30 protein-coding genes are annotated in these 26,198 nt (G+C 69.1%); 19 read left to right on the forward strand and 11 right to left on the reverse strand.

The window, feature by feature from the left end:
• Positions 1–21: 21 nt before the first annotated feature.
• The 3 genes from ispG to EV193_RS22325 are packed head-to-tail and all read left to right on the forward strand — an operon-like array spanning position 22 to position 2,403.
• Positions 22–1,155 carry a flavodoxin-dependent (E)-4-hydroxy-3-methylbut-2-enyl-diphosphate synthase gene (ispG, locus tag EV193_RS22315; protein WP_423202211.1) on the forward strand — a complete coding sequence of 378 codons (1,134 nt, stop codon included), beginning with the start codon at positions 22–24 and terminating at the stop codon, positions 1,153–1,155.
• Positions 1,156–1,168: 13 nt separating this feature from the next.
• On the forward strand, positions 1,169–1,996 hold the full coding sequence (locus EV193_RS22320; protein ID WP_130346172.1) for an AraC family transcriptional regulator: 828 nt from the start codon (positions 1,169–1,171) through the stop codon (positions 1,994–1,996).
• Positions 1,993–2,403 carry a VOC family protein gene (locus tag EV193_RS22325; RefSeq protein WP_130346173.1) on the forward strand — a complete coding sequence of 137 codons (411 nt, stop codon included), beginning with the start codon at positions 1,993–1,995 and terminating at the stop codon, positions 2,401–2,403. The genes EV193_RS22320 and EV193_RS22325 overlap by 4 nt, the downstream gene beginning before the upstream one ends.
• Here EV193_RS22325 and EV193_RS22330 read toward each other — a convergent pair.
• On the reverse strand, positions 2,388–3,248 hold the full coding sequence (locus EV193_RS22330) for a helix-turn-helix transcriptional regulator (RefSeq protein ID WP_242613576.1): 861 nt from the start codon (positions 3,246–3,248) through the stop codon (positions 2,388–2,390). The two genes, EV193_RS22325 and EV193_RS22330, sit on opposite strands and share 16 nt — an antisense overlap.
• A gap of 105 nt (positions 3,249–3,353) precedes the next feature.
• On the opposite strand from EV193_RS22330, the gene EV193_RS22335 reads away from it, so the two are divergent.
• From EV193_RS22335 to EV193_RS33465, 5 genes are read left to right on the forward strand one after another with little or no spacing between them, the layout of a single operon-like run.
• Positions 3,354–4,793 (forward strand): MFS transporter, encoded by a 1,440-nt coding sequence (locus EV193_RS22335; RefSeq protein WP_242613577.1) that lies wholly within the window; start codon positions 3,354–3,356, stop codon positions 4,791–4,793.
• Between the two features lie 50 nt (positions 4,794–4,843).
• Positions 4,844–5,698: a GNAT family N-acetyltransferase gene (locus tag EV193_RS22340; RefSeq protein ID WP_130346174.1), complete on the forward strand. Its 855-nt coding sequence runs from the start codon at positions 4,844–4,846 to the stop codon at positions 5,696–5,698.
• 43 nt (positions 5,699–5,741) lie between these two features.
• Complete coding sequence (locus EV193_RS22345; RefSeq protein WP_130346175.1) at positions 5,742–7,553, forward strand: penicillin-binding transpeptidase domain-containing protein; 1,812 nt, start codon at positions 5,742–5,744, stop codon at positions 7,551–7,553.
• 30 nt (positions 7,554–7,583) lie between these two features.
• The gene (map, locus tag EV193_RS22350; RefSeq protein WP_130346176.1) at positions 7,584–8,441 is read left to right on the forward strand and encodes a type I methionyl aminopeptidase; all 858 of its coding nucleotides are present in this window, start codon (positions 7,584–7,586) and stop codon (positions 8,439–8,441) included.
• On the forward strand, positions 8,438–8,605 hold the full coding sequence (locus EV193_RS33465; protein WP_165401464.1) for a hypothetical protein: 168 nt from the start codon (positions 8,438–8,440) through the stop codon (positions 8,603–8,605). Before map ends, EV193_RS33465 begins: the two co-directional genes overlap by 4 nt.
• Before the next feature lie 257 nt (positions 8,606–8,862).
• On the opposite strand, the gene EV193_RS22355 is transcribed toward EV193_RS33465, so the two are convergent.
• On the reverse strand, positions 8,863–9,555 hold the full coding sequence (locus EV193_RS22355) for an alpha/beta fold hydrolase (protein WP_242613578.1): 693 nt from the start codon (positions 9,553–9,555) through the stop codon (positions 8,863–8,865).
• 91 nt (positions 9,556–9,646) lie between these two features.
• Here EV193_RS22355 and EV193_RS22360 point away from each other — a divergent pair, with 91 nt between their 5' ends.
• On the forward strand, positions 9,647–11,176 hold the full coding sequence (locus tag EV193_RS22360) for a cobyric acid synthase (protein ID WP_130346177.1): 1,530 nt from the start codon (positions 9,647–9,649) through the stop codon (positions 11,174–11,176).
• On the opposite strand, the gene EV193_RS22365 is transcribed toward EV193_RS22360, so the two are convergent.
• Positions 11,173–11,607: a MerR family transcriptional regulator gene (locus tag EV193_RS22365; protein WP_130346178.1), complete on the reverse strand. Its 435-nt coding sequence runs from the start codon at positions 11,605–11,607 to the stop codon at positions 11,173–11,175. The genes EV193_RS22360 and EV193_RS22365 overlap by 4 nt on opposite strands.
• Positions 11,608–11,643: 36 nt before the next feature.
• Here EV193_RS22365 and EV193_RS22370 point away from each other — a divergent pair, with 36 nt between their 5' ends.
• Positions 11,644–12,306 (forward strand): class I SAM-dependent methyltransferase, encoded by a 663-nt coding sequence (locus EV193_RS22370; protein WP_130346179.1) that lies wholly within the window; start codon positions 11,644–11,646, stop codon positions 12,304–12,306.
• Here the strand turns inward: EV193_RS22370 and EV193_RS22375 are convergent.
• From EV193_RS22375 to EV193_RS22390, 4 genes are all read right to left on the reverse strand, one after another.
• The gene (locus tag EV193_RS22375) at positions 12,289–12,480 is read right to left on the reverse strand and encodes a DUF397 domain-containing protein (protein WP_130346180.1); all 192 of its coding nucleotides are present in this window, start codon (positions 12,478–12,480) and stop codon (positions 12,289–12,291) included. The two genes, EV193_RS22370 and EV193_RS22375, sit on opposite strands and share 18 nt — an antisense overlap.
• Positions 12,446–13,348, reverse strand: coding sequence for a helix-turn-helix domain-containing protein (locus EV193_RS22380; RefSeq protein ID WP_130346181.1), 903 nt, complete (start codon positions 13,346–13,348; stop codon positions 12,446–12,448). Before EV193_RS22380 ends, EV193_RS22375 begins: the two co-directional genes overlap by 35 nt.
• Before the next feature lie 99 nt (positions 13,349–13,447).
• Positions 13,448–14,572, reverse strand: coding sequence for a nucleotide disphospho-sugar-binding domain-containing protein (locus EV193_RS22385; RefSeq protein ID WP_165401465.1), 1,125 nt, complete (start codon positions 14,570–14,572; stop codon positions 13,448–13,450).
• A gap of 49 nt (positions 14,573–14,621) precedes the next feature.
• On the reverse strand, positions 14,622–15,986 hold the full coding sequence (locus EV193_RS22390) for a mycothione reductase (RefSeq protein WP_130346183.1): 1,365 nt from the start codon (positions 15,984–15,986) through the stop codon (positions 14,622–14,624).
• A 74-nt stretch (positions 15,987–16,060) separates the two neighbouring features.
• Here EV193_RS22390 and EV193_RS22395 point away from each other — a divergent pair, with 74 nt between their 5' ends.
• Positions 16,061–16,651, forward strand: a complete 591-nt coding sequence (locus EV193_RS22395; protein ID WP_130346184.1) for a hypothetical protein — start codon at positions 16,061–16,063, stop codon at positions 16,649–16,651.
• Positions 16,652–16,655: 4 nt separating this feature from the next.
• Here EV193_RS22395 and EV193_RS22400 read toward each other — a convergent pair whose 3' ends face one another.
• On the reverse strand, positions 16,656–17,192 hold the full coding sequence (locus EV193_RS22400) for a YbhB/YbcL family Raf kinase inhibitor-like protein (protein ID WP_130346185.1): 537 nt from the start codon (positions 17,190–17,192) through the stop codon (positions 16,656–16,658).
• Positions 17,193–17,783: 591 nt separating this feature from the next.
• Here EV193_RS22400 and EV193_RS22405 point away from each other — a divergent pair.
• Both EV193_RS22405 and EV193_RS22410 read left to right on the forward strand, forming a co-directional pair.
• Positions 17,784–18,224: a hypothetical protein gene (locus EV193_RS22405; protein WP_130346186.1), complete on the forward strand. Its 441-nt coding sequence runs from the start codon at positions 17,784–17,786 to the stop codon at positions 18,222–18,224.
• On the forward strand, positions 18,221–19,297 hold the full coding sequence (locus EV193_RS22410) for a M48 family metallopeptidase (protein WP_242613579.1): 1,077 nt from the start codon (positions 18,221–18,223) through the stop codon (positions 19,295–19,297). The genes EV193_RS22405 and EV193_RS22410 overlap by 4 nt, the downstream gene beginning before the upstream one ends.
• On the opposite strand, the gene EV193_RS22415 is transcribed toward EV193_RS22410, so the two are convergent.
• Entirely contained in the window at positions 19,294–19,857 is a 564-nt protein-coding gene (locus EV193_RS22415; RefSeq protein ID WP_130346187.1) for a dihydrofolate reductase family protein, read from the reverse strand. The two genes, EV193_RS22410 and EV193_RS22415, sit on opposite strands and share 4 nt — an antisense overlap.
• 99 nt (positions 19,858–19,956) lie before the next feature.
• Here EV193_RS22415 and EV193_RS22420 point away from each other — a divergent pair, with 99 nt between their 5' ends.
• From EV193_RS22420 to EV193_RS22430, 3 genes are read left to right on the forward strand one after another with little or no spacing between them, the layout of a single operon-like run.
• A complete protein-coding gene (locus EV193_RS22420) occupies positions 19,957–20,352 on the forward strand; it encodes a GntR family transcriptional regulator (RefSeq protein WP_130346188.1) in 396 nt (131 codons plus the stop codon).
• Positions 20,349–21,212 (forward strand): ABC transporter ATP-binding protein, encoded by an 864-nt coding sequence (locus EV193_RS22425; protein WP_130346189.1) that lies wholly within the window; start codon positions 20,349–20,351, stop codon positions 21,210–21,212. The genes EV193_RS22420 and EV193_RS22425 overlap by 4 nt, the downstream gene beginning before the upstream one ends.
• Before the next feature lie 13 nt (positions 21,213–21,225).
• Positions 21,226–22,023, forward strand: coding sequence for an ABC transporter permease (locus EV193_RS22430; RefSeq protein WP_130346190.1), 798 nt, complete (start codon positions 21,226–21,228; stop codon positions 22,021–22,023).
• A gap of 26 nt (positions 22,024–22,049) precedes the next feature.
• Here the strand turns inward: EV193_RS22430 and EV193_RS22435 are convergent, their stop codons facing one another.
• On the reverse strand, positions 22,050–22,571 hold the full coding sequence (locus EV193_RS22435; RefSeq protein WP_130346191.1) for a hypothetical protein: 522 nt from the start codon (positions 22,569–22,571) through the stop codon (positions 22,050–22,052).
• A gap of 86 nt (positions 22,572–22,657) precedes the next feature.
• Entirely contained in the window at positions 22,658–23,218 is a 561-nt protein-coding gene (locus EV193_RS22440; protein ID WP_130346192.1) for a GNAT family N-acetyltransferase, read from the reverse strand.
• A 32-nt stretch (positions 23,219–23,250) separates the two neighbouring features.
• Between EV193_RS22440 and EV193_RS22445 the strand changes: the two genes are divergently transcribed.
• From EV193_RS22445 to EV193_RS22455, 3 genes are all read left to right on the forward strand, one after another.
• On the forward strand, positions 23,251–23,886 hold the full coding sequence (locus EV193_RS22445) for a class I SAM-dependent methyltransferase (protein WP_130346193.1): 636 nt from the start codon (positions 23,251–23,253) through the stop codon (positions 23,884–23,886).
• Positions 23,887–23,958: 72 nt separating this feature from the next.
• Positions 23,959–24,924, forward strand: coding sequence for an EamA family transporter (locus tag EV193_RS22450; protein WP_242613580.1), 966 nt, complete (start codon positions 23,959–23,961; stop codon positions 24,922–24,924).
• Positions 24,921–26,153: a DNA glycosylase AlkZ-like family protein gene (locus EV193_RS22455; protein WP_207222767.1), complete on the forward strand. Its 1,233-nt coding sequence runs from the start codon at positions 24,921–24,923 to the stop codon at positions 26,151–26,153. The genes EV193_RS22450 and EV193_RS22455 overlap by 4 nt, the downstream gene beginning before the upstream one ends.
• Positions 26,154–26,198 lie beyond the last annotated feature (45 nt).

The following is a 26,198-nucleotide window of genomic DNA, read 5'->3' on the forward strand; positions in this document are numbered from 1 at the left end:
AACACCGACGTGATGCTGGGGATGCCGAGCACGCCCCCGCCAGTGCTCGCCGAGCGGCGCAAGACGCGGCAGCTCATGGTGGGCAAGGTGGGTGTGGGCAGCGAACACCCCATCTCCGTGCAGTCGATGACCACCACGCTGACCTCCGACGTGAACGCCACGCTGCAGCAGATCGCGGAGCTGACCGCGTCCGGCTGCGACATCGTGCGCGTGGCCTGCCCGAGCGCCGACGACGCCGAGGCGCTGCCGGAGATCGCGAGGCACTCGCAGATCCCGGTGATCGCCGACATCCACTTCCAGCCGAAGTACGTGTTCGCCGCGATCGAGGCCGGCTGCGCGGCCGTGCGGGTGAACCCGGGCAACATCAGGAAGTTCGACGACAAGGTCAAGGAGATCGCGGCCGCCGCGCGCGACCACGGCACGCCGATCCGCATCGGCGTGAACGCCGGTTCGCTGGACCCTCGGCTGATGAAGAAGTACGGCAAGGCGACACCCGAGGCGCTGGCCGAGTCGGCGCTGTGGGAGGCGAGCCTGTTCGCCGAGCACGACTTCCACGACATCAAGATCTCGGTCAAGCACAACGACCCGGTGATCATGGTGCGCGCCTACGAGATCCTGGCCGAGCAGTGCGACTACCCGCTGCACCTCGGCGTGACCGAGGCGGGCCCGGCGTTCCAGGGCACGATCAAGTCGGCGGTGGCGTTCGGCGCGCTGCTGCGGCAGGGCATCGGCGACACGATCCGGGTGTCGCTGTCCGCGCCGCCGGTCGAGGAAGTCAAGGTGGGCAACCAGATTCTGCAGTCGCTGAACCTGCGGCCGCGCAAGCTGGAGATCGTGTCCTGCCCGTCCTGCGGCCGCGCCCAGGTCGACGTGTACAAGCTGGCCGACGAGGTCACCGCGGGCCTGACCGGCATGGAGGTGCCGCTGCGGGTCGCGGTCATGGGCTGTGTGGTGAACGGGCCCGGTGAGGCGCGCGAGGCCGACCTCGGCGTGGCGTCCGGCAACGGCAAGGGCCAGATCTTCGTCCGGGGCCAGGTGATCAAGACCGTGCCCGAGGCGCAGATCGTGGAGACCTTGATCGAAGAGGCCATGCGGATCGCCGAGGACATGGGCGAGACGGCCGAGTCCGGCGAACCCGTCGTCACCGTGTCCTAAGTAGACGTCCACTGTGGACAGTCCAGGGTGGAGCCTGCACAGCCCGCACCCGGCGCTGCGCGGGATCGCCGCGCGGTACATCGGCTATCGCCAGCACGACGGTGTTCCCGAGATCCACAGGGGACTGCCGTCGCGGCACGTGACGCTGGTCGTCGCGCTGGACGAGCCGGTGCGGATCGTGGACATGCCGGGGGACCAATCGCCCGCCGCGCTGTACGGCCTGGTCGGCGGCCTGCACACCGCGCCGGCGCTGATGGCCCAGGGGCGCGCGCAGACCGGCGTGCAGGTGGACCTGAACCCGCTCGGCGTGCGCCGGCTGCTCGGCGTCGCGGCCTACGAACTCGCCGGTCAGGTCGTGGACCTCGCCGATCTCGGGCTGGGAGAACTGCCCGAACGGTTGGCGGGGGCGCCCACCTGGGCGGAGAGGTTCGCGATCCTGGACGACGTGCTCCTGACTGCGGCGCGCGGCGAACACGAGCCGCCGCCCGAGGTCGGCCACGCCTGGCGGTCGATGCTGGCCGGCACCGGGCGGGTCGACGCGCTGGCCCGTGAGGTCGGCTGGAGCCGGCGGCACCTGTCCGAACGATTTCGCCGCGAGGTGGGGCTCACGCCGAAGCAGGCGGCGCGGGTGCTGCGGTTCGAGCGGGCCTGCGAGACGTTGCGCCGCACACCCGGTGCCGATCTCGCCGAACTCGCGGTGACCAGTGGGTTCTACGACCAGGCGCACCTGACCAACGAGTGGCGCGCGCTGGCCGGGTGTACGCCGGGCACGTGGATCGGCGAGGAGCTCCCAAATCTCCAATACGGCGACACCCGCCCGCCGCGAGACTCGGTGGCATGACGAACAACGACACGAAACCGCGGGTGTGGCCCGGTCTCCAGTACGACGACGCCCGCACCGCGCTGACGACACTGACCGAGGTGTTCGGGTTCACCGAGACGCTGGTCGTGCCGGGGGAGAACGATCTCGTCGCGCACGCCGAGTTGCGCTGGCCGGACGGCGGCGGGGTGATGCTCGGCTCGGTCAAGGCGAGTTCGGGTGCGCACGAGGGTCAACGGTCCGGTGGTTCGAGCGTGTACGTGAACACCGACGCACCGTCCACTGTGGACGCCGTGTACGAGCGGTGCCGGGCCGCCGGGCTGCGGATCGTCCAGGAGCTGACCGACACCGACTACGGCTCGCACGGGTTCACGGTCGCCGACCAGGAGGGCAACAGCTGGACGTTCGGCACCTACGCCGGCGCCTGAATTCTGGTGCGGGACAAGCGTTTCGCGGTGCCGTCGTCGGCCGGCGTGTACACCTGGATCTGCAGATCCGACTCGGCGGCGGCCGTGAACGGTGTGGACTCGAACGTCAGCTCGCCGGCCTCCGGGTGCCAGAACCGCAGCGTACGCACCGACGCCGGGGCGACCTCGTGCCGCGACCACAGCGCGGCGAACTCGTCGCTCAGCTCGGTCAGCCTGCGGATGTCCTCCTCCCACGCCGGATCGCCGACGTGCCGGCCGTACTCGGCGCGCAGCCTGGCGACCAGGTAGGCGACCTCTTTGTCGTAGTCGAGCAGGCGCTCGCGGGCCAGCGGCTCGGTGACACAGCACCACAGCTTGTTCTTGTGCACGCAGGGCAGGGTGTGCCAGTCGGCGAACAGATCGTGGTGCGCGTCGTTGGAGAACAGGATGTCGTGCCGGCTGTTGAGCACGGCGGCCGGCAGCGGGTCCAGCGCGCGCACCGCGTCCTGGATGGTGGCCGGCACGTCGGTGGTCGTGGTGTCCATGCGGATCGGGGTGGCCTCGGCCAGCCGGTACAGGTGCTCGCGCTCGGCGTTGTCCATGCCGAGCGTGCGCGCGACCGCGTCGAGTACCTGCGAGCTGGCGTTGATCGAGCGGCCCTGCTCCAACCACGTGTACCAGGTGACGCCGACGCCGGCGAGCATCGCGACCTCCTCGCGACGCAGGCCGGCGGTGCGCCTCCTGCCGCCCGGGGGCAGGCCGACGTCCTGAGGCCGCAGCCGTGCGCGACGCGCCTTGAGGAACTCGCCCAACTCGGCGCGGCGACGAGGCGCGACATCGACGGACGACAGTGGTTCGACGGTCACGTACCCATCGTCGCACCGAACACCGACAAACGGATCCAGGTGCTGTCAGTACCAGGATCAACCGGCTCTCGGTTGTCCGGCCCGGCTGGCGGCAGGCTTGCCGCCGTGACACTCGATACCCTGACCGCGAAACCCTTGCCGCGCAAGGAGAACACCCGCTGGCTGATGCTGACCGTGTTGCTGATCGGTCAGTTCATGGCACTGCTCGACGTGACGATCGTGAACGTCGCCATGCCGTCGATGCGCTCCGACCTGAACGCGTCCGGCTCGGCCCTGCAGCTCGTCGTCGCCGGCTACACGGTCAGCTACGCCATGCTGCTGATCACCGGCGCGCGGCTGGGTGACATCTACGGCAGGCGGCGGATGTACGTACTCGGCGTGCTGCTGTTCACCGCCAGCTCACTGGTGTGCGGGCTCGCGCCGGACGTGGTCACGCTGATCGTGGCCCGGTTCGTCCAGGGTGCCGGCGCCGCGCTGGTGATGCCGCAGATCATGAGCGTGATCCAGGTCCGGTTCGACGGCGCGGCGCGGGCCAGGGCGCTGTCCGCGTACGCGGCGGTGATCTCGCTGGGCGGCGTCTCCGGCATGGTGCTCGGCGGCGTGCTCGTGGACGCCGACCTGTTCGGAACCGGCTGGCGGCCGGTGTTCCTGGTGAACGTGCCGATCGGGCTGATCGTCGCGGTCGCCGCGATGCGACTGGTCCCCGCGGACGGCCCGCGCGGCACCCGCAAGCTGGACCTCGTCGGGCTGACGCTCGCGGTGCCCGCCGTCTTCGCCGTCGTGATGCCGCTGGTCCTCGGGCACGAGCAGGACTGGCCGGCGTGGACCTGGCCGGTACTCGCCGTCGGGATCGTGCTGACCGTCGTCTTCGTCCGGGTGCAGGTGCGCACGGCGGCACGCGGCGGTGATCCGCTGCTGGACCCCTCGGTGCTGCGCGCGCCTGGCGTCGCCGTCGGCATGGTGGCGCTGCTGCTCGCGTTGATCGCCTACGGCGGCTTCCTGTTCGCGTTTGCGCTGCACCTGCAGAGCGGGCTGGACTACTCGCCGCTGCGCGCCGGGCTGACCTTCGCGGCCGGAGGCGTGACGTTCGGGCTGTGCGGGTTCTTCTGGAACCGGCTGCCCGCACGCTGGCACCACCTGCTGACACCGGTCGGGTTCGTCGCCGCCGCGGCGACCTACCTCGTGGTCGGACTGGCCATGCTGGACGGCACATCCGGCGGTGTGCTCCTGTTCGCCGGCCTGCTCGGCTGGGGTGTGGCGCTCGGCGTCGCGTTCAGCCCGATGCTGACCAGCGCGCTGGTCGGGGTGCCGGCGGCGAAGGCGGCCGACGCCAGCGGCGTGCTGACCACGACGCTGCAACTCGGCCAGGTGCTCGGGGTCGCGATCCTGGGCACGCTGTTCCTGTCGATCACCGAACCGGGCGATCCGCGCGCCTCCGGTCAGGCGATCATGATCACCACCGCGGTGACCGCCGTCCTGGTGCTCGTGGGGACGATCGCCGCCGTGGCACTCGTTCGGGTCACCCGCGCGCTTCACCAGGCGTGACCGGTGGGTCGCGTGTTCGTAGTGCGGGGTTCATCTGGCAGGCTGGAGGGGTGCTGCGGCTCGCGGGCGCACGCCTGCTGGACGACCGGGACCTCGTGGCGGTGAAGACAGTGCTCACCGCTGACCCAGTCGCGTCGTGCATGGTCGCCTCCCGGGTGGAAACGGTCGGCATGGACCCGTGGCGGCTCGGCGGCGAGATGTGGGGGCGCGACGCGCGGCCGATCCGCGGCGGCGGGCTCGAGGCGCTGTGTTTCGCCGGCCCCAACCTGATCCCGCTGCGCGGCGGCAAGTCCGCGATGCGCTCGTTCGCCGACCGCGCGCTGCGCCGGCGACGGATGTGCTCCTCGCTGGTCGGCCCCTCCGATCAGGTGATCGGCATGTGGGACGAGCTGCGCATGGACTGGGGCCCGGCCCGCGAGGTGCGGCCGGACCAGCCGCTGATGGCCGCGACCAAGACGTCCCGGGTGAAGGCCGACCAGCACGTGCGCCAGGTGCGCCCGGACGAGCTGGACCGCTATCTGCCGGCGGCGATCGCCATGTTCACCGAGGAGGTGGGCGTCGACCCGTGCCTCGGCGACGGCGGCACGAGCTACCGCGCGCGGGTCGCCGAGCTGATCGCGAGCGGGCGCGCGTTCGCCCGGTTCGAGGGCGGCGAGGTCGTGTTCAAGGCGGAGATCGGCGCGCTGTCCGGGACGGTCGGGCAGATCCAGGGCGTGTGGGTGCGACCGGACCGGCGGGGGCGCGGCCTCGGCGGGGCTGGCACGGCCGCGGTGGTGGACCGCCTGGTGCACGGCATGGGACGCACGGCGAGCCTGTACGTCAACGCGTACAACGCGGCGGCGCGCTCCACCTATCGACGGATCGGGTTCACCCAGGTGGGCCAGTACGCCACTGTGCTTTTCTGAGCAGCCCGACAGGCCGTCGGTGCGACCCGGCATACTGCGGCGCGTGTCAGTCGCTCGCCGCGTGCTCTGCGCGCTTTCCGTTGTCGCACTTGTCCTTTCGGCCACCGCGTGCTCACTGTGGGACGACGAGCCGACTCCGCAGGACGTGGCGCGGCAGTTCCTCGCCGCGCTGGCCGGCGGCGACAGTGCCACCGCCGCGGGGCACACGGACGCGGCCGACTCGGCTCGGCCGCTGCTCGACGACGTGCGCAAGGTGCTCAAACCGGCGTCGCTGACGGCGAACGTGGACAGTGTCGAGCACACCGACGGCGCGAGCACCGCGCGCGCGAAGGTCACGCTGAACTGGGACCTCGGCCGTAACCGGCGCTGGCAGTACCCGTCGGAGTTGGAGCTGCGCACGGTGTCCGACGTGTGGAAGGTGCGCTGGGCGCCGACCGCGTTGCACCCGAAGCTGGCCGCGCAACAGACGATCGCGGTGCGCGACGTCGAGCCGGAACTGGCGCCGGTGCTGGACCGTGACGGCGGCCCGCTGCTGTCCCCGGACCGCGTGGTCTCGGTGGTCCTCGATCCGGCCAAGGCGGGCGACGTGCCGAAGGTGGCCGGCGCGCTGGCCTCGGCGATCGGGCGGTTCGACCCGAGCATCACCCAACAGTCCATTGTGGACAGTGTGAACGCCAAGCCGGGTCAGCCATACCAGGTGGTGAGCCTGCGTGACACCGACTACCAGCAGGTCAAGCCGCACATCTACGAGCTGCCCGGGGTGCGGTTCAGCGCGGCCAGGCGGCTGTTGGCCACGGACAGAGCCCTTGCGCCGCAACTGCTTCCGGGGATTCGCAAGATCGTCGAGGAGCAGGTTGCCGGCAAGTCGGGCTGGCGGGTCGTGACGCTCAACTCGGCGGGGGCCGAGGTGGAGGAGCTGCACGCGCAGCAGCCGGAGCCGGCCCGTGCGGTGAGTGCCACGCTCAGCCGCTCGGTGCAGGCCGCGGCTGAGGGCGCGATCGACCCGCACGCGACGCCCGCGATGTTGGTCGCGATCCAGCCGTCCAGCGGCGAGGTGCTGGCGGTCGCGCAGAACCCGGCGGCCGACGCGCAGGGCGCGCTCGCGTTGACCGGCCGGTACCCGCCGGGCTCCACGTTCAAGATCGTCACAGGTGTGGCGGCGCTCGAGGCGGGCACGGTCACGGCGGACACGCCGCAGCCGTGCCCGGGTACGACCACGATCGGCGGCCGCCTCATCCCGAACAACAACCGGGCCGAGTTGGGTGTGGTGCCGCTGCGTCAGGCGTTCGCGGCGTCGTGCAACACCACCTTCGCCAAGCTCGCCGAAGGGCTCGGACCGGACGCGCTCACCGCGGCCGCGCGCAAGCTCGGCGTCGGCGTGGACTTCGTGATGCCGGGGATCACCACGGTCACCGGATCCGTGCCGCCGGCGACGAACGTGGTCGAGCGTGCCGAGGACGGCTTCGGCCAGGGCAAGGTGCTCGCCTCGCCGTTCGGCATGGCGGTCGCGGTGTCCTCCGTGGCGAGTGGCGCGATGCCCAAGCCGACCCTGCTGCGCGGCACGCCGACCACGGCGAACGTGACACCCGAGCCGGTGCCGGGGCACGTGCTGGAGGCGATGCGGTCGATGATGCGCGACGTGGTGGTCAGCCCGTCCGGCACAGGTGGCGCGGTGGCCCGGTTCGACGGCGCGCACGGCAAGACGGGCACCGCGCAGTTCGGTGACGGTACTCACTCGCACGGCTGGTTCGTCGGATTCCGTGGTGACCTGGCGCTCGCCGTGCTGGTCACCGACGCGGGCTCGTCGGCGCCGGCGACCGACGCGGCGGCGAAGTTCCTGGGCGCGCTGGGTTGACGTTCACATCGTCGTCGTAGGGTGGACGGCATGCCCGTTCGTGCACCGTTGACCCCTGGCGTGCAGACGCCGCGCCGAGCCGTGCCCGCGTCCATCGTGCGCCCGGAGTACGTGGACAAGCCCGCGCCCGCGAAGAACACCGATCCGTGGGCGCAGCCGCCGGAGATCATCGAGGCGATGCGGGTGGCCGGCAAGATCGCCGCGCAGGCGTTGCAGGCCGGCGGTGACGCGGTCAAGCCCGGTGCCACGACCGACGAGATCGACGCGGTGGTGCACGAGTTCCTGTGCGACCACGGCGCGTACCCGTCCACGCTCGGGTACCGCAACTTCCCGAAGTCGTGCTGCACCTCGCTGAACGAGGTGATCTGCCACGGCATCCCGGACTCGACGCTGATCGAGGACGGCGACATCGTGAACATCGACGTGACCGCGTACATCGGCGGCGTGCACGGTGACACGAACGCGACGTTCCTGGCCGGCGACGTGTCCGAGGAGGCACGGCTGCTGGTCGAGCGCACTCGCGAAGCCACGGAGCGGGCGATCCGCGCGGTGCGCCCCGGGCGCGCGCTGAACGTGATCGGCCGGGTGATCGAGGCCTACGCGAAGCGGTTCGACTACGGCGTGGTGCGCGACTTCACCGGGCACGGGATCGCGCGGTCGTTCCACAGCGGGCTGGTCATCCTGCACTACGAGGAGCCGTCCGTGAACACGGCGATCGAGCCGGGGATGACGTTCACGATCGAGCCGATGATCACCCTCGGCTCGATCGACTACGACATCTGGGACGACGACTGGACGGTCACCACGAAGGACAAGAAGTGGACGGCCCAGTTCGAGCACACCATCGTGGTGACCGACGACGGCGCGGAGATCCTCACCCTGCCGTGAACAACCAAGAGGACGGCAACGACGCGGAGGCTCAGACCAATCGCAAGCGGAAGCTCGGCGGTTGGGAAGGCAAGGTGTGGTACTCGCCTGACTGCGACGACGCTGACCAGGAAATCGCCGAGATGTTCTACGGCGAAGAGGACGCTTCAACTCGACTGGGCTGAGCCAGCGGAACATCTCGCCGAGCAGTCCGATGATCGCGTTCGCGATGCGCCTCGCGTCGTGGCGGTGTGGCGAGGTGTCGTGTGCACAACCGGCGACCCATGCGTCCATCACCTTTCGGGAGGCTGGGACTTTAGCGGGCTAAAGTACGCGCGTTTCAGGGGCTTCCGCGTGCGCGAATCACTGGAGATGCAGGTCAACGGCCTGTGGACAACGGATTTGACGTGTGGCTCGTGATGTGCGTCCGTACTTTAGCCCGCTAAAGTACGGACGCTGGAGGGGTGAACATCTCGGTGAGCAGTTCGACGATCGCGTTGGCGACGGGTTTCGGGTCGGTGGCGGTGGCGAGATGGTGCGCGTCGAGCCGGCGCACCGGCCAGCCCAGTGCTTCCGCCGCGGCCGCATCGTCCACATAGGACTCGGAGAGCTGGACGTAGCCGGCGGGGCCGTCCCATTCGACGTCCGGCCGCGCCTCCTTGAGGAAGGCGAGCGGCACCTCGGGCGCCTCGTCGGCGATCTCCGCGCGCAGCTGCTCGTCGGCGACCAGCTCGACCAGCGGGTCCGGCGTGAACCACTGCTGCCAGCGGGGGAGTTGCCCGTCGCGCGACACCAACCGCAGGTGCGAGTACAGGTCGGCCGGCACTGTGTCGCGCCAGCTCCGGCCCGGTGTCGGCAGGCCGGCGTCCAGGAAGATCAGCCCGGCCGCGCCCTCCTCGAAGGTGTCCGCGAAGGCCGGCAGCAGCGGGCCGGCGCCGCTGTGGCCGATCAGCAACAGCGGGCCGGACAGTGCCGCGTCCGCCGTGACGTCGGCGAACGAGCCGACCAGCGTCTGGTGCACCGGCGGCGCGACGACGCTCGGACGCAGGTCGAGGATCACGGTCTGCTGTCCGCGTTCGGCGAGCGCGTCGGCCAGCGGGCGAAGGCTGGCCGGCCCGAGGAACGGGCTGTGCACCAGGACGACGGTGACGGGTGGCACAGACGGGGGTGCGGACACAACCGCGATGATGTCACTGTCCGCACGATCGACACGAGGGGAGTGGCACATGGGCGGCGCGCTGCTCGTCGCCGGCACCAGCTCGGACGCCGGCAAGAGCGTCGTGGTCGCCGGCCTGTGCCGGTGGCTGGCTCGTGAGGGTGTGAAGGTGGCGCCGTTCAAGGCGCAGAACATGTCCAACAACTCGGTCGTCACACCGGACGGCGGGGAGATCGGCCGGGCACAGGCGATGCAGGCGGCGGCCTGCGGGCTGGAGCCGAGCGTGCGGTTCAACCCGGTGCTGTTGAAGCCGGGATCGGACCGCCGATCGCAGATCGTGTTGCTGGGCAAGGCGATCGGGCACGCGGACGCGCGCTACTTCGCGCACCGCAAGGCCGAGATCCGGGACACCGTGATGTCCACATTGGACGGTCTGCGGGCCGAGTACGACGTGGTGATCTGCGAGGGCGCCGGTTCGCCCGCGGAGATCAACCTGCGCGCGCACGACATCGCCAACATGGGGCTGGCGCGTGCGGCCGAGCTGCCGGTGCTCGTGGTCGGTGACATCGATCGGGGCGGGGTGTTCGCGCACCTGTACGGCACGCTGGCTCTGCTGGACGCGGCCGATCAGGCGCTGATCGCCGGATTCGTGATCAACAAATTCCGGGGTGACCTCGGGTTGTTGGAGCCCGGCCTGCGCAGTCTGACCGAGATGACCGGCCGTGAGGTGCTCGGCGTGCTGCCGTGGCGCAAGGAATTGTGGCTGGACGCGGAGGACGCGCTGTCGTTCGCGCCGGACGGGTTGCTCGGCGCGCCGCGCCCGGCGGTGGGGGAGCAGTGGCTGCGGGTGGCGGCGGTGCGGCTGCCGCGCATGTCCAACGCCACCGACCTGGAGGCGCTGGCCTGCGAGCCGGGGGTCGCGGTGCGATTCGTCTCCGATCCGGCCAGCGTCACTGATGCTGATGTGGTGGTGTTGCCCGGCTCGAAGTCCACTGTGGACGATCTACAGTGGTTGCGGGACAACGGTTTGGCGGACGCGGTGCTGGCCCACGCACGCGCCGGCCGGCCGGTGCTCGGGATCTGCGGCGGGTACCAGATGCTCGGTGCGCTGATTCACGACACGGTGGAGTCGCGGGCGCGGGCCGGCGAGGTGCCAGGGTTGGGCCTGCTCGACGTCGAGGTGACCTTTCATGCGGAGAAGACGCTGAGCCGTCCGACCGGTGTGGCGATGGGGGAGCGGGTCGACGGGTACGAGATCCACCACGCGCGGGTGTCCCGGCGCGCTGACGGTCTCGCGCCGCTGATCACCCTGGACGGCGGCGAGCCCGAGGGTGCGCTGGACGGTGCGGTCGCCGGCACCCACTGGCACGGTCTGCTGGAGAACGACGGACTCCGGCGCGCGTTCCTCGCGTGGGCGGCGAAACACGCCGGCCGTGACGGCTTCATCGCCGCGCCGAATGTCAGTTTCGCGGCCGCCCGCGCGGCGCAGCTCGACCTGCTCGGCGACCTCGTGGCCGATCACCTGGACACAGACGCCGTGCGGCGGCTGATCGACTCCGGCCCGCCGTCCGGCTTGCCGGCGCTCCCACCCGGTGCCTAGTCATGCGCTCGCGCGTGGCTTTCGTCCACCGAGAGGCCGCGCTGTCGCCCTTCGATGATCGACCAGAATCGGGGGCATTCCAGGTGGTCCGTGGCGGGGCATCGCCGACCGTGTTCGAGTGCGCTACGGGCCACCTCGATACGGTGCTGCTGTTCGGCCAACTCGGCCAATTTGTGATCGATCATCGCGCGTCGGGATTGCCGCTCGCCCGCGATGAAATGCTCGATCTCGGCCAAGGTGAACCCGATCTCGCGGAAGAACACGATCAAGCCGACGTCTCTCACTGCGGACTCGGCGTAACGCCGTCGTCCCGCCGCCCGGGCAGCGGGCCGCACCAGTCCAAGTTCGTCGTAATACCGCAGGGTGGTCGCCGGCACGCCGGTCCGTTCGGACAGCTCGCCGATAGCCAACAACCTCGGCGCGTCGCTCATTGACTTCGAGTCTACTCGAAGTGCTTTGCTCGCCTCATGGAGATCAAGGAGCGGGTACTGGATCGCGTCATCCGATGGTGGGGCCCTCGCGGAGGGCTGGCACAGTTCTACAAGCCGACCGGAGTCGGCGGGCGCGTCGCCGGGTGGATCATGAGCCGGCGCTCCTCGAACGTGGCGCGCAACCGTTGGGTGGTAAGGCTTCTGGACGTCCAGCCGAACGATCGGGTGATCGAACTCGGTTGTGGTCCGGGCGTGGCCATCGCCGCGCTCGCCACCCGAGCGACCCGAGGATTGGTGGTCGGCGTCGACCACTCGCGGGTCATGATTCGCCAGGCCAGCCGCCGCAACCGGGCCGCGATCAAAGCTGGACGGGTACGCCTGATTCACGGACCGGTCGAGAGCCTGGCCGTCGACGACGGGCCGTTCGACGCCGCACTCGCGGTCAACACCGTCGGCATGTGGCCCGAGCCGACCGCTCGGCTGCGTGAACTCACCCGGCTGCTGCGGCCCGGTGGGCGCATCGCTCTGGTAACCCAGCCACGCCGTCCCGGTGCGACCGCGGCCACCTCGGCGGAGGTCGCCGAGGAACTGGCGGCGCTGCTCACCGAAGCCGGAGTCGAGCACCTTCGAACCGAAATGCTCGACCTCGATCCACCGGCGGCCTGCGTCCTCGGACGCGTCCTACACCTGGTTGGCTGATTCCCCTTGCGCCGCAAGCAAGGCGCGCCACGCGCCGCCGCCGAAGGTCAAAATCGGACCGGCGGTGTTCTTGGAGTCCCGCACCGCAGCCGCGTGAGCGTCGAGTGCCACCTCGACGCAGCTACTGCCACCAGCGTCGCTATAGCTGCTCTTCCGCCACGACGTGCTGGTCATTGGACTGGCTGCTCCCTAGGTCGTACTCGTCGGCCAGGGTGGCGACGAACTCCCTAGAGTCTTTCGCATCCAGTGCGACATCGGCAATCTCTGGCACCAGCGTCTGATAGGGCTGTACCAAGCCAGGTTTCTCCAGGAACATCCCGGTGATGTGATTGTCCAGGTACACCAAGGGGGTGTGGCGGTCGAAGCCGTACACCGCGAACGACCCGCCGAACGCCGACCGCTCGCCTGCCTGGGTCGGAACCACTCGGATCGTGATGTGCGGCAGGGTCGAGAGGAGAGCGAGGTGCAGGGCCTGTTCGTGCCTGACAGTCGCGTCGCCTACCGGCAGCCGCAGTGCCTGCTCGTGGATGTAGAACTCGAATCGTGCGGGTTTCGGTCGATGCAGAATCTCCTGACGTCGAAGACGTACCTGCACATATTGCTCGACGGTCGCTTGTGTGAGCGTCTTCTCGCGTGAAATTCGTACTCTGGCGTACTCGGGTGTTTGGAGGAGACCCGGCACCAGCAGTGATTCATACGTCACCGACTCGTTTGCGGTCGATTCGTGGAAGATCAGTGAGTGGAGCTGGTTGTTGATCCACTCGCCGTGTGGGCTGAGCCAGTAGCCGAGCTTCCGTTCCGCCGTGCGGCACAGGTCGAGCAGGTCCAGCGCCTGGGGCAGGAGGACCTCGCAGGGCCCCAGATAGTGCAACACCTCCGTGGTGGGCAGCCCGATGTGGCCCGACTCGACCCGGGAGACCTTGGTCGTCGACCAGCCAAGGCTGTACCCGAGTTGGCTCATGCTCAATTGGGCAGCGATCCGCCGCTTCCGGAGTTCCGCGCCAAGTTCTCGATAACAGGCGTACGCCCGCTTCTTCGCCATACGGACGAACGTACGGGCGTCACGCCGATAATCCACCTGCCACGCGCCAAACTCAGCCAAAGGGATTAGTGCACGCCATTGTTTGCACCCCTGGCAACGTCAGACCAGGCCGGTGATCTTCGGCACCAGATCAGCCGGTGTGGGCAGGCCGATGATCTCTTCGGCTACCTCGGAGGCGGCCGAAGAAAGCCCAGTATCGGTGAGCAGGCGGTTGATCAGTTCGGCGTCCACCTGATCCGGTTCCGAACGCAGACCGAGGCCGCGCCGGGCCACTACGTCAGCGTTCAGGTACTGGTCCGCACCGTGCGGCAACACAAGCTGTGGCACTCCGGCGGCGATCGCGGTCAGCGTCGAGCCGGCACCGCCGTGGTGCACCAGCGCGGAACTTGTCGGCAGCAGCGCGGACAGCGGCACCCACCCGGCCGCCCGCACGTTGTCCGGCAGTTCTCCCAGCGGCGACGGGTCGGCGTCACCGAGTGCGAGGACAAACTCGGCGTCCAGATTCCGTGCCACGTCAACGAGTTTGGTCAACGACGTGAGCGCGCCGAACTGTGTCAGCACCGTGCCGAGTGTCACCGCGACGCGAGGGCGCGCGGGCCGTTCGAGCACCCACTCGGGCAGCACGCCACCGCCGTTGTACGGCACGTATCGCATCGGCCAGCCGCGCACCGGCCGGTCGACCATGCTCGGCGGCGCGACGTCGATCGACTCGCGCACCTCGGGCAACGCGGTCACACCGTGCCGCTCACGCTCGTCGACCATCTTCTCGAAGATCGCCTCGGTCGCCGCCGCCTCGTCGGCGAACCCGATGCCGTGCGTCACGGCGGGCACGCCGAGCTTCGCGGCGACCAGCGGGCCGGCGCCCTGCAGCGGTGAGTGCACCACCACGTCCGGCCGCCACGATTCGGCCGCCGACACGGTCACGTCCACGGATATACCAGACACCCTGGCGAAGATCGCGCCGATGAAGGCCAGTCCCTTCTCGGTGTCGATGTTGGTGCTGAAGTCGAACTCCTCGGGCTGCTCGCTGGCCGCCTGCTCGAACACCGCGCTGATGTCCACGCCCGGCGCGGAATCCACGACGGGCAGGCCGGCGTTCGCGGCGTCCTTGCCACCGGCGGTCGCCACGAGCACCTCGTGGCCGGCGGCACGCAGCGCGTGTGCCAGGGAGATCGTCGGGAACACATGGCCGAGGCCGGGGGAGGTCACGAAGAGTACGCGCACGATTTCCATGTAACGCGAGATCATCGATCCTGTCGAACGGACAAAACAGTCAGCCGAGCGGCAGGTTCAGCAGCGCGTTCTCGATCAACTCGGGCATCGCCGGGTGAATCCAGTACTGCCCGCGCGCCATGGTCCGCGCGTCCAGTCCGAAGCTCATCGCCTGGATCACCGGCTGGATCAGGGTGGACGCCTGCGGGCCGATGATGTGCGCGCCGAGCAGCAATCCGGTCGACGGGTCGGCGATCAGCTTGGCGAATCCGGTGGTGTCCTCCATCGCCCAGCCGTACGCGATGCCGGCATAGTCCTGTGTGGACACCACGTGCGGCACATCGCGCGCTTGCTCTTCGGTCAGCCCGACGGAGGCGATCTGCGGCGACGAGAACACGGCGTGTGGCACGAATCGGTGGTCGGCGGCGATGGGTTCGTCGGGGTGCAGCAGGTTGTGCTGGACGACGCGTGCCTCGTGGTTCGCGACGTGCTTGAGTTGGTGGTGCGAGGACATGTCGCCCAACGAGTACACACCGTCCACAGTGGACTTCTGGTGCTCGTCGACGATCACGTAGCCGTCGTCGTCCAGCTCGACGCCGGTTGCTGCGAGGTTCAGCAGATCAGTGTTCGGGCGGCGGCCGGTGGCGACCAGAAGCTCTTGTGCCGCAACGGTTTCTCCGTTGTCCAGGTGCAGGGTCACGCCGTCGCCGGTGCGCTCCGCGCGGACGGCCAGGCGGTTCAGCCGCACGTCCCACCGCTGGGACGCCAGCTCGGTGAACCGTGCGGACACGTCGGCGTCCTCGTGTCGCAGCAGCGCGCCGGATCGGGCGATGACCGTGACGTCCACGCCGAACGAGGAGAACACGTGCGCCAGCTCCGCAGCGACGAACCCGCCGCCGAGGATGATCATCGTGCGCGGCAGCTCCTCGAGGCGCATGACCGTGTCACTGGTGTGGAAGTCGATCTCGTTGAGGCCTGGCACGTCGGGGGTGATCGGGCGGCTGCCGGCGGCGAGCACGAACCGGTCAGCGGTGATCGTCTCGCCGGTTCCGGTGTCCAGCGTCTTCGGTCCGACGAACCGTGACTGTCCCGTGTAGACGGTCACGTTCTCGTTGTCGGGGTGGGAGGTTCGGTACTCGCGGCCGCTGTTCGCGATCGGGTCGATGCGGCCGAAGATGCGATCGCGGACGTCGGTCCAGCGCACGCCGGTCAGCTCGGCGTCCACGCCGAACTTGGCCGCGTTGGCCGGCACCGCGGCGAGATCCGCCGTGTGCACGAACATCTTGGTCGGGATGCAGCCGACGTTCAGGCAGGTGCCGCCGAACGTTCCTTTCTCCACGATCGCGACGTTCCAGTCCGCGAAGCGCTTGTCCACGATGGAGTTGCCCGAGCCGGTGCCGATGATGACGAGATCGAAGTGGCGCACGTGTCCATCAAACCTGACGGCGGTCAGTGGCATTCCGGGGGAACCTCGGCCGTAAGGCGGGCGTCATCTCTGGCGTGGACACGCGATCGAGGCGAGGGCTCGTGATCGGGCTGGTCGTCGGTGCCGGGCTGTTGGTCGCGGCTGGGGTGTACCGGCAGTTCAATCCCGGTCATCACGTGGCCGTGGACGCGTTGCCGGCCGGGTGGCTGTTCATGGTCGCCGGCCTGATGGCGGGTGCGGCGGCGTGCTGGTTCGGCGTTTCGCGGCGACCGGTTCGCTGGTTCGCCACGGTGGCGATTCTCGTTGTGGCGGCGGCGTTCGGCGTCTTCGCCGGGATGATGAACTCGCTCAGGGATGAGCCGTCGGAGTCGCGCCGGGTGGGCTCACCGGACGGACGGATGGCGCTGGTCTTCCTGTCCCGTTCGGCGACGTTCGCGCCGGACATCGTCTACGAGTACCGGGTGCGCACCAACGCTGGGCTCGCTTCCCGGGAGTGGGCGATCGGTTGTGTGAACAGCGACATCGACGCCCCGCCGAGTCGCGTCGAGTGGAGCGGGGCGAACACCGTGTTGGCCGAGTTCGGGCCGCCCGGGCGGGGATCGGTCCGCATCACCCTGGACCCGGGGACCGGGCGGCCCGACCGAACGTTCGGCGGCGGGTGCTGACCGCTCAGTGCTGGTAGGTCGGCGTGATGATCGCGCGGGCGAGCGTGTGGAAGGCCAGGTTGAAGCCGACGACGGCGGGGGTGGCGGTTCCGTCCACTTCGAGGCGGTCGACGTCGACCGCGTGCACCACGAAGAAGTACCGGTGGTTCTGGTCACCGGGCGGCGGGGCGGCACCGGCGTAGTTGTTCTCGCCCATGTCGTTGCGCACGTGGAAGGCGCCGTCCGGCAGCGAGTCGTCGGACGCGCCGGCGTCGGCGGGCAGTTCGGTGGTGGTGGCCGGGATGTTCACGGCGACCCAGTGCCAGAAGCCGGACGGGATCGGTGCGTCGGGGTCGAAGCAGGTGACGACGAAGCTCTTGGTCTCGCTGGGGAAGTCGGACCAGGCGAGTTGGGGGGAGACGTTGTCGCCGCCGGCGCTGCCGTGGACGTGGCGCAGGTCGAGCTTCTGGTCGGCGTTGATGTCCGTCGAGGTGACGGTGAACGTGCTGGCGGACGGGAGCAGGGGGTACGGGTCGGGGGTGACTGGGCGATCGAGGCTCATGGTTGTCAGGTTAGTGGTCGGCTCTTCGTGGTGCACGGCGTTCTCTTGTGCACGGTTTGGCGTTTGGCTGCCGCGGCGGTCGCCGGTTTGGTGTGACACATTGCGCGGCTGTTCCGGCGACCGCCTTGCCAACGGGATTAGGGCACGCCTTTTGCTTTGTGGGTCACCTTATTGGGTGACGTTTTCGCGTGAAGGTGTCGGTAAGATTGGGTTATGGAAGAAATCATGCTTCTGGAAATGTCGAGTTTCGTGGAGGAGGAAATAGCGCTGCGTCAAGCAATTCGGGTGCGGTTGCTTGACCGGTTCGCGAAGCGGCGGAAGACGGAGAATGCGTCCGAGGAGCGGAGAACCAGTTTTCGATCGCCGAAGGCATGGTCGACCGCGTGCCGAAGACGGTGGATGCGTTGGAGCGGGGTGAGTTGGACTGGGCAAGGCTCGTGCGATGTATGAGGTGACCAAGCCGTTGAGTGTGGAGCATGCCGGCGAGGTTGAAGAGCGGGTGACACGCGCACGTTGGATCAGTTGCGGTTCGACACGGCCATGGATCACTTTTGTGGAGAGAATCAGTCACACGTTAAGACGATTGTGTGGGTGACCGTGCCGCACACGACGTTGTTGGGTGTGGACGACAAGCCGGGCCAGTTGTTCGGGGTGGATTCGCTGCCGGCGCAGGTGTGTCGCGAGTTGGCTGCTGATTCGAAATCGACCTGGCGAAGACTGCTCGCCGATCCGGTGTCGGGAATGGTGACCGATGTCGGCCGGAAACGTTATCCACCGGCCACGATGGTCGAAAGTGTGCGGCTGTGGCATCCGCGGTGCACTCACACGTGTGTCTGCAATCTGAACCCGCGCTGCGAACGGCACAACCTGTGCAAGGAGCGCCCCGGCTTGCACGTCGAACAACCCGAACCCGACCTGGTGATCACGACCAGCCCACTCGGCAGCACAGTCGCCGTACGGGCCGAGCCCATCGCCGTCGATTCACCGAAACGCCATACCCACACGCCCGACACCCGTAGTGTGGCGTCGTGAGCGACGACACGAACAACTCCACCACGGTCGACGAGTCCACGAGCCGGGTGCGGTTCCCCGGGATCAGCCCGCGTGCCTACGAGCACCCGGCCGATCGGGGCGCGCTCGCCACGCTGCGCACTGTGCCCGGGTTCGCCGCCGTCCTCAAGGCGGTCTCCGGCGCGTTCACCGAGCGCGGGGAGCGGCTCATGGCGCTGGCCTCGGCGATCAGGGTGGGGGAGAAGCAGTACCCGACCCTGCACCGGCTGCGCAACGAGTGCACCGAGACGCTCGACCTCGACACACCTCCGCAGCTCTTCGTCGCGCGCGACCCCGCGTTCAGCGCCATGACGATCGGCCTGGACGAGCCGTTCATCGTTCTCACCACCGGCCTGGTCGACTCGCTCGACACCGAGGGCCTGCGGTTCGCCATCGGGCACGAGATGGGCCACGTGCTGTCCGGCCACGCCGTGTACCGCACGATGCTCATCCGCCTGCTGAACCTGCAACAGGGCATGGCCTGGATGCCGGCCGGCTACTGGGGCCTGCGCGCGATCATCGCCGCGCTCATGGAGTGGTTCCGCAAGGCCGAACTCTCCTGCGACCGCGCCGGCCTGCTGTGCGGCCAGGACCCGGCCGCCGCGCTGCGCGTGCACATGCTGCTCGCCGGCGGGCTCTCACCGTCCGATGTGGACATTCCGTCGTTCCTGCAGCAGGCCAACGAGTACGAGTCGGTCGAGGACATCCGCGACAGCATCTTGAAGCTCAAGTACGTCTCCGCCATGAGCCACCCGCTGGCCGTCGTCCGCGCCGCCCAACTGCAGAAGTGGGCCGCCTCCGAGGAGTACCGCTCGATCCTCGCCGGCGACTACCCGAGGCGCACCGACGACGAGCCGCACAACACCTGGTCGGAGGACGTGCGCTCGGCCGCCAAGTCGTACAAGGACTCCTGGTCGTCCTCCACCGACCCGTTGGCCAAGATCCTCGGCGAGGTCGGCGACGCGATCTCCGGCACGGCCAACAAGGTGTGGAACAAGTTCGGCCAGAAGTCCGACGCCGAGCCCGACGAGCCCGCCAACTCGGCCAAGGACTAGCGCGCCACGCGGTAGCGGAGATAGACGACTCGTGAGGTGACCGCGCGGCTCTCGACGAGGTCGAGATCCACCCGGCGCTCGTGCTGGGGAAAGAACGGAATGCCGCCGCCGACCAGCAACGGGTAGACCCTCGCCCGGTACTCGTCGATCAGACCCGACGCGGCCGCCTCGGCGGCGAGAGTCGCGCCGCCGATCGCGATGTCGCCTTCCCCCGGCTCGGCCCGCAACCGCTCGATCTCCTCCGCCAGGCCACCGGAGGCCAGACGGGCATTGCCCCGCACCGCCGACAGCGTGGTGGAGAACACCACCTTCGGGAGCGCCTTCCAGATCGCGGCGAACTCGACCGTCGAGTAGTCGAGCGATGGATTCTGGTCGGCGGTCTCCCAGTACAGCATCGTCTCGTACAGCCGCCGGCCCAACAGGTGGACGCCGGCCCCTCGCACCTCGTCGGTGGCGAGGCGAAAGACCTCCTCTTCCGGCGCCCCCCAGTCGAAACCGCCGTCCGGCCCCACGATGTAGCCGTCCAGTGAGACGGTCATCGAATAAGTCACGCTGCGCATCAGAGTCCTCCTCGGTGACGGGTTCGACAGTACGACGCTTGACAACCGGCCTTCCGCCCTTCACCCTTTCACTAGTTCATTAGTGAAAGGGTGTTGCACGTGGTCACCTTCCACCTGGACAAGGGGTCAGGCGTCGCGACGTACGTCCAGCTCGTCCAACAGGTCAAACACGCCCTTCGTCTGGGGTTGCTCGAACCGGGGGATCGGTTGCCGACGGCGAAGGAGGTGGTCGCCGAACTGGCGATCAATCCGAACACCGTCCTCAAGGCGTATCGCGAACTGGAGCGCGAGGGCCTTGTCGAGGGCAAGCCGGGACTCGGCACGTTCGTCAAGAAGACGCTTGGTGGTGCGTCGTTCACCGAGCATGCGCGGTTGCGCAAGAGCCTGGGCGGCTGGGTGCGGGACGCGAGGAAATCCGGGCTCGACCAAGAGGATGTCGAAGCGTTGTTCGCCTCCGTGGTGGTCGATTCCTTTCGAGGGGAGCGAACGGCATGACTGAATCGGCCATCGTCGAGGCAACGGGTCTCGGCAAGAGGTATCGCCGCACGTGGGCATTGCGGGACTGCTCGCTGTCCATTCCGACGGGGCGTGTCGTCGCACTCGTCGGACCCAACGGTGCGGGCAAGACGACCTTCCTGCACCTGGCCGTCGGGCTGCTCGACGCGACGCTCGGTTCGGTCTCGATCAAGGGGGCGACCGCGTTCTTGGCGCAGGACAAGCCCTTGTACACCGGATTCACCATCGCCGAGATGCTCAAGTTCGGTAAGCGGCTCAATCCGGGCTGGGACGACGAATTCGCACTGAAACGGATCGACTCACTTCAACTACCGCTGAAACACAAGGTGGGCAAGCTTTCCGGGGGCCAGCGGGCGCAGGTCGCGCTGACCCTGGCGCTCGCGAAACGGCCGGATCTGCTGGTGCTCGACGAACCGCTGGCCAACCTCGATCCGCTGGCCCGGCACGAAGTCATGCGTGGGCTGATGGAGGCGGTCGCGGAAACCGGGATGACGGTTCTTCTTTCCTCCCACGTGGTTTCCGATCTGGAGAACACCTGTGACTGGCTGATCGTGCTCAATGGCGGCAGGGTCCAGGTGAGCGGTGACATCGACGAACTCGTTGCCGGACACCGGATCCTGACCGGTCCGGCCGAGGAGGCGGATTCCGTCAGCCGGCGCGTGCCGATCGTCGAGGACACCCGGTCCGGAAGGCAGGCGACGCTGTTCGCCCGCACTGAGCCGGTCCCGTTGAGTCCACAGTGGAGCGAGCGGCCGGTGAGCCTCGAGCAAATGGTGCTCGCCTATCTCCGGCGACCCGATTCCGCGAGTTTGCCGCGTCCGACGCTGGCCACGGCGTAAGGGGAAGGAAACCATGCTCTGGCTCACCTACCGCCAGCACCGGATGCAGCTACTGGTGACCGTCGCCGCCCTGATCGTGGTGGGAACCCTGTTGCTGGTCAACGGAAGTTCCGCGGCGAGCAGCCGGGACCCGGCGGCGCACTTTCGTGACCTGTACACCTACTTGTCTTGGTTGCAGGTGGTTCCGGTCGCGATCGGCGTATTCTGGGGCGCCCCGCTGCTCGCGAACGAATACGAGCGCGGCACCACGAAACTCGCCTGGACCCAGTCGGTCTCGCGGTTCCGCTGGCTCGGCACGAAACTGGGGTTCCTCGCCGTTCTCGCCACGCTCGCTGGCCTCGCGTTCGGTGCGATGATGCAGCGCTGGCTGGAAGTCTTTCCCACCAATCGCGGGGATACCTCTTTTACCAACAGGTTCGACAATCCCGCCCTGTTCGCGATGACCGGCGTCGCGCCCGGTGCGTGGTGGCTCCTCGGTTTCGTGCTCGGCACCGCCGCCGGTGCGCTCGTCCGCAAGACGCTCCCCGCCATCGCCGTCACCATCGCGGTGACCGTGGGACTCATGATCGGCGTCACCAACGTTCGCGACCTCTACGCCGAACCGCAACTCGTCACCGTGGGCAGCGGAGGTCAGGACCCCGGTGGGCGGGTAGTGGAGATGGTCCGGGACGCCACCGGCGAGATCACCGCGCTCAAGATCCTGCCGCAGGACTGGTACTGGCGCTTCCAGTGGACCGAGGCCGCGATCCTGATCGGCTTCGCCATCCTGCTCGCCGGGGTCGCGGCGGTCGCGGTCCGGCGACGTTCCTAGGGGAGCAGGGACGTGCGGTTACTCATCTAGTGAAGCCACCAGCCGGTCAGCAGCGCCGGTGACGCCGCCAGCACGGTGAACCGGACGAACCGGCCGATCAATCCGGCGGACAGGAACGCCGCCAGCGACATCCGCACCAGCCCGGCCAGCACCACGGTCGCCATGTACGGCGGCAGGCCGACCACCGCGCTCACCCCGTAGGTCCCGACCATCCAGCCCGGGTGGCGGTGGCAGCGCTCGGTCAGTGCCTCGACCTTGGCGCGCAGTCGTTTCGTCCTGGCCCGCCAGCGCTCGCGGCGCGCGGACGGCGGCTTCTCGTCGGCGTGCTTGCGGTGCATGAACGCCGGCAGGTGCAGGTCCCCGCGCGCGGCCAGGTAGTACAGCAGCTTGCCGGCCACCTGGCCGACCGCGACCACCGCGGCGATCAGCAGAATCGGGATGCCGGGCTCGCGGGCGACCAGTGCCACGACGAACACCTCGACACTGATCAACGGGAGCAGTGCGGAGCCGAACGCGACGCCAAGCGTCACGCCAAGCCAACCCAGCACGCCCCTGTCCCCTCTCTCGCCCCGACCCGAGCGTACTGAACCCCGCTCGTCAGCCGGTGGTAGTCCGGGGAAAACCAGGGGAACCCCTAGTCCTGCAGAGTGACGGTCAGCGGACCGGTGACCCGCAGCTCGCGGACCGGCGTGCCGCCCGCGTCGAGCACGCGGACCGTGCCGTCCTCGGCCCACCCGGCGCGGGTGTAGAACTTCCTGGACGCCGTATCCGCCTCGGGCAACCAGGCGATTCCCCTTGTGGCGCCGGCATTCCGCAGCCCGGTGGCCGCCGCGTGCAACAGCCGCCCGCCGTGGCCGCGCCGGGCCCACCGCGGCTCGACGAGCAGCGTCGCGATCAACCCGATGGTGGCCGCGTCGGCCGGCAGCGCGCCATTGGCGTCGGCCACCTCCGACTCCGGCGCGTGTCCGGCCGCGCAGAAGCCGACGGTCCAGTCGCCCTCGGTCGCGACGTGCACCTCGGCCGCGCCACCGGCGAGAGCGTCCGCCCAGTCGCTCCGGGCCGCCTCCGTGTCCAGTTCGGCCAGCACAGCCTCGGGGAGCACCTTCGCGTAGGCGAACCGCCAGGTACGCGCCTGGATCTCGGTGATCTCGTCCACGTCGTCGGGGCGTGCGATGCGCACGGCGGCCTCTGCCATGGCCGTACCGTACTTCGTGCCAGACTGGCGCCATGACCGCAGACCGTGACGCCGACGCGAGCCGGCTGGCCGCCGAGTCGATCGCCCAGGACGATCCGACCGGCTGGTTCGAGCGCCTCTACGCGGAGGCGGCCGTCGGTGGCGCGATCGTGCCGTGGGACCGCGCCGAGCCGAACGCGCTGATCGTCGAGTGGGCGCGTGACCTGGACGGCGCCGGCAAGCGCGCGCTGGTGATCGGCTGCGGGTACGGCATGGACTCCGAATTCGTTGCCTCCCTTGGGTTTTCCACCACCGCGTTCGACATCTCCGATACCGCGATCAGTGCCGTGCGCGAACGGTTCCCCGAGTCGACGGTGGACTACGTGGTGGCCGATCTGCTCGCGCCGCCGGCGGAGTGGACGCACGCGTTCGACCTCGTGGTCGAGTCGATCACCGTGCAGTCCATGCCGCTGTCCGTGCGCGAGAAGGCGATCGTCCACTGTGGACAGATGGTGGCGCCGGGCGGGACGCTGCTGGTGGTCTCCGGCGTGCGCGAGGAGGGCCAGCAGGTGGACGGCCCACCGTGGCCGCTGACCCGCTCCGAGCTGGACTCGTTCGCCGTCGACGGGCTGCGCGCCGAGTCCGTGGAGCAGGTCCCACAGTGGCGTGCGACCTTCCGTCGAGTGTGATGTGGGCCACCCGGCAACGCGGTGGCCAATAACCGCTCATCGATTGTCGGTGGTTCGTGCGAGAGTGCGACCGTGGCGCAATCCGTACTGACACCCGCCGAACAGAAGGCGCATCCCGGCTGGCTCGCCTGGGCCGCGCTCGGCGTGGTCTACGTCGTGTGGGGCTCGACCTACCTGGCGATCCGCTTCACCGTCGAGTCGATGCCGCCGTTCCTCGCGGCCGGCACCCGGTTCCTGATCGGCGGCACGATTCTCGCGCTGATCGTGATGGTCGTGGCCGGTCGGTCGGCGCTGCGGATGACCCGCGCGCAGTTCGGCACCGCCGTGCTAATCGGCTTGCTGCTGCCCGGCTGGGGCAACGGGCTGGTCGGATTCGCCGAGCTGCACGTCGCCTCCGGGCTGGCCGCGCTGCTCGTCGCGTGTGTGCCGCTGTACGTGGTGCTGATGCGCGCCGCGTTCGGCGACCGCCCGCCCCCGGTCACGCTCGCCGGCGTGGGGGTGGGCATGGTCGGGCTCGGGCTGCTGCTGTTCGGCGGTCCGGTCGAGGGCGCGCACGGATCGGCGTGGTGGGGGCCGTGGGTGGTGCTGATCGCCGCGTTCGGCTGGAGCCTCGGCTCCGTCCTCAGCACCCGGCTCCCGGTGCCGGCCAACCCGTTCGCGCTGTCCGCCGTGGAGATGATCGCCGGCGGCGCCGGGCAGCTCGTGGTGGGCGCATCGATCGGCGAGAAGGTCGACTTCGGCACGATCACCACCCAGTCGTGGTGGGCGTGGGGCTACCTCGTCGTGGTCGGCTCGCTGTTCGCGTTCAGCTCCTACGTGTACGTGCTCGGCAAGCTGCCGGTGTCCACGGTGGCCACCTACGCCTACGTGAACCCGGTGATCGCGGTGCTGCTCGGCGTGCTGCTGGCGGGCGAGGTCTTCGGCTGGGCGCAGCTCGGCGGCGGCCTGGTCGTGCTGCTCGCCGTCGTGCTCGTGGTGCGGGCCGAGCAGGGCAAGAAGCGCACCAAGGAACTGGAGGTCGAACCGTGCGCACGATGACCGTGGCGGCGGCGCGCCGAACCGCGTTGGCCGCACAGGGTTTCGCCGATCCGCGCCCGTCCGGGGAGCCGACTCGCCGGCACCTGAACCGGGTGCTGGACCGCGTGCAGTTGTTGCAGCTCGACTCGGTGAACGTGGCCGTGCGCGCGCATTACATGCCGCTGTTCAGCCGGCTCGGCGCGTACTCGTCGTCCCTTGTGGACAGTGCGGCCTGGTCGCACTCGGCACGCTCGCCGAGGCTGCTGGTCGAGTACTGGGCGCACGAGGCGAGCCTGGTGCCGGTGGAGGACTGGCCGCTGTTCCGCTGGCGCATGCGCGACTACGAGTCGCGGACCGGGCAGTACTGGAAGGTCGCGAAGGCGAACCTGCCGCTGCAGGACGACGTGCTCGCCGCGGTCAATGAGCTCGGCCCGGTGGGCGCGGGCACCCTGGAGGCGGAGCTGGATCGCAAGCGCCCCAAGGCAAGCGGCGGTTGGTGGGACCGGTCCGAGGTGAAGATCGCGTGCGAGTACCTGTTCGCGATCGGCGAGCTGACCACCGGCTCGCGCACCGGTTTCCAGCGGTTGTACGACCTGCCCGAGCGAGTGCTGCCGCCCGAGGTGCACGGCGGGCCGGAGGTCTCCACCGAGGACGCGGTGCGCGAGCTGATCGACCGGTCGGCGATCGCGCTCGGCGTGGCCACCGAGTCCGACCTGCGCGACTACTACCGGATCAAGCCCAAGTTCGCCGCGCCGGCCTTCGACGATCTGGTGGACGCCGGACGGCTGGAGCCGGTCACCGTGCCGGGCTGGCGCAGCCGCACCTACCGGCACGTCGACGCGCGCACCCCGAGGAAGATCACCGGCCGGGCGCTGCTGTGCCCGTTCGACCCGCTGATCTGGGAGCGCCCGCGTACCGAGCGGCTCTTCGACTTCCACTACCGGATCGAGATCTACGTACCGGAGCCGAAGCGCGTCTACGGTTATTACGTGTTCCCGTTCCTGCTGGACGGCGAGCTGGTGGCACGGGTGGACCTCAAGGCCGACCGGGCGGCCGGCGTGCTGCGGGTGCCGGGCGCGTTCGCCGAGCCGGGCGTGGACACCGGACGGGTGGGCGTGGAGCTGGCCGAGGAGCTGCGCCTGATGGCTGACTGGCTGGGCCTGGACGGCGTGGTGGTGGGGGAGAAGGGCGATCTTGCCGGCCCACTCGCCGCGGTGGTGCCAGCCCAGGCGCGCTTGGCCACCCCGTGAGTATGGGCGCGCCGCCGCTCGCAGTCCCACCTGTCACACTCACGA

Origin of the sequence: Herbihabitans rhizosphaerae, from assembly GCF_004216555.1 — a bacterium.
GTDB lineage: Bacteria > Actinomycetota > Actinomycetes > Mycobacteriales > Pseudonocardiaceae > Herbihabitans > Herbihabitans rhizosphaerae.

Coding starts and splice junctions, on each gene's coding strand:
- ispG (WP_423202211.1), top strand. CDS start 22: ATGCCGAGCACGCCCCCGCCAGTGCTCGCCGAGCGGCGCAAGACGCGG.
- EV193_RS22325 (WP_130346173.1), top strand. CDS start 1,993: ATGACGAACAACGACACGAAACCGCGGGTGTGGCCCGGTCTCCAGTAC.
- map (WP_130346176.1), top strand. CDS start 7,584: ATGCCCGTTCGTGCACCGTTGACCCCTGGCGTGCAGACGCCGCGCCGA.
- EV193_RS22360 (WP_130346177.1), top strand. CDS start 9,647: ATGGGCGGCGCGCTGCTCGTCGCCGGCACCAGCTCGGACGCCGGCAAG.
- EV193_RS22365 (WP_130346178.1), bottom strand. CDS start 11,607: ATGAGCGACGCGCCGAGGTTGTTGGCTATCGGCGAGCTGTCCGAACGG.
- EV193_RS22370 (WP_130346179.1), top strand. CDS start 11,644: ATGGAGATCAAGGAGCGGGTACTGGATCGCGTCATCCGATGGTGGGGC.
- EV193_RS22375 (WP_130346180.1), bottom strand. CDS start 12,480: ATGACCAGCACGTCGTGGCGGAAGAGCAGCTATAGCGACGCTGGTGGC.
- EV193_RS22380 (WP_130346181.1), bottom strand. CDS start 13,348: ATGGCGAAGAAGCGGGCGTACGCCTGTTATCGAGAACTTGGCGCGGAA.
- EV193_RS22400 (WP_130346185.1), bottom strand. CDS start 17,192: ATGAGCCTCGATCGCCCAGTCACCCCCGACCCGTACCCCCTGCTCCCG.
- EV193_RS22415 (WP_130346187.1), bottom strand. CDS start 19,857: ATGCGCAGCGTGACTTATTCGATGACCGTCTCACTGGACGGCTACATC.
- EV193_RS22425 (WP_130346189.1), top strand. CDS start 20,349: ATGACTGAATCGGCCATCGTCGAGGCAACGGGTCTCGGCAAGAGGTAT.
- EV193_RS22430 (WP_130346190.1), top strand. CDS start 21,226: ATGCTCTGGCTCACCTACCGCCAGCACCGGATGCAGCTACTGGTGACC.
- EV193_RS22440 (WP_130346192.1), bottom strand. CDS start 23,218: ATGGCAGAGGCCGCCGTGCGCATCGCACGCCCCGACGACGTGGACGAG.
- EV193_RS22445 (WP_130346193.1), top strand. CDS start 23,251: ATGACCGCAGACCGTGACGCCGACGCGAGCCGGCTGGCCGCCGAGTCG.
- EV193_RS22455 (WP_207222767.1), top strand. CDS start 24,921: ATGACCGTGGCGGCGGCGCGCCGAACCGCGTTGGCCGCACAGGGTTTC.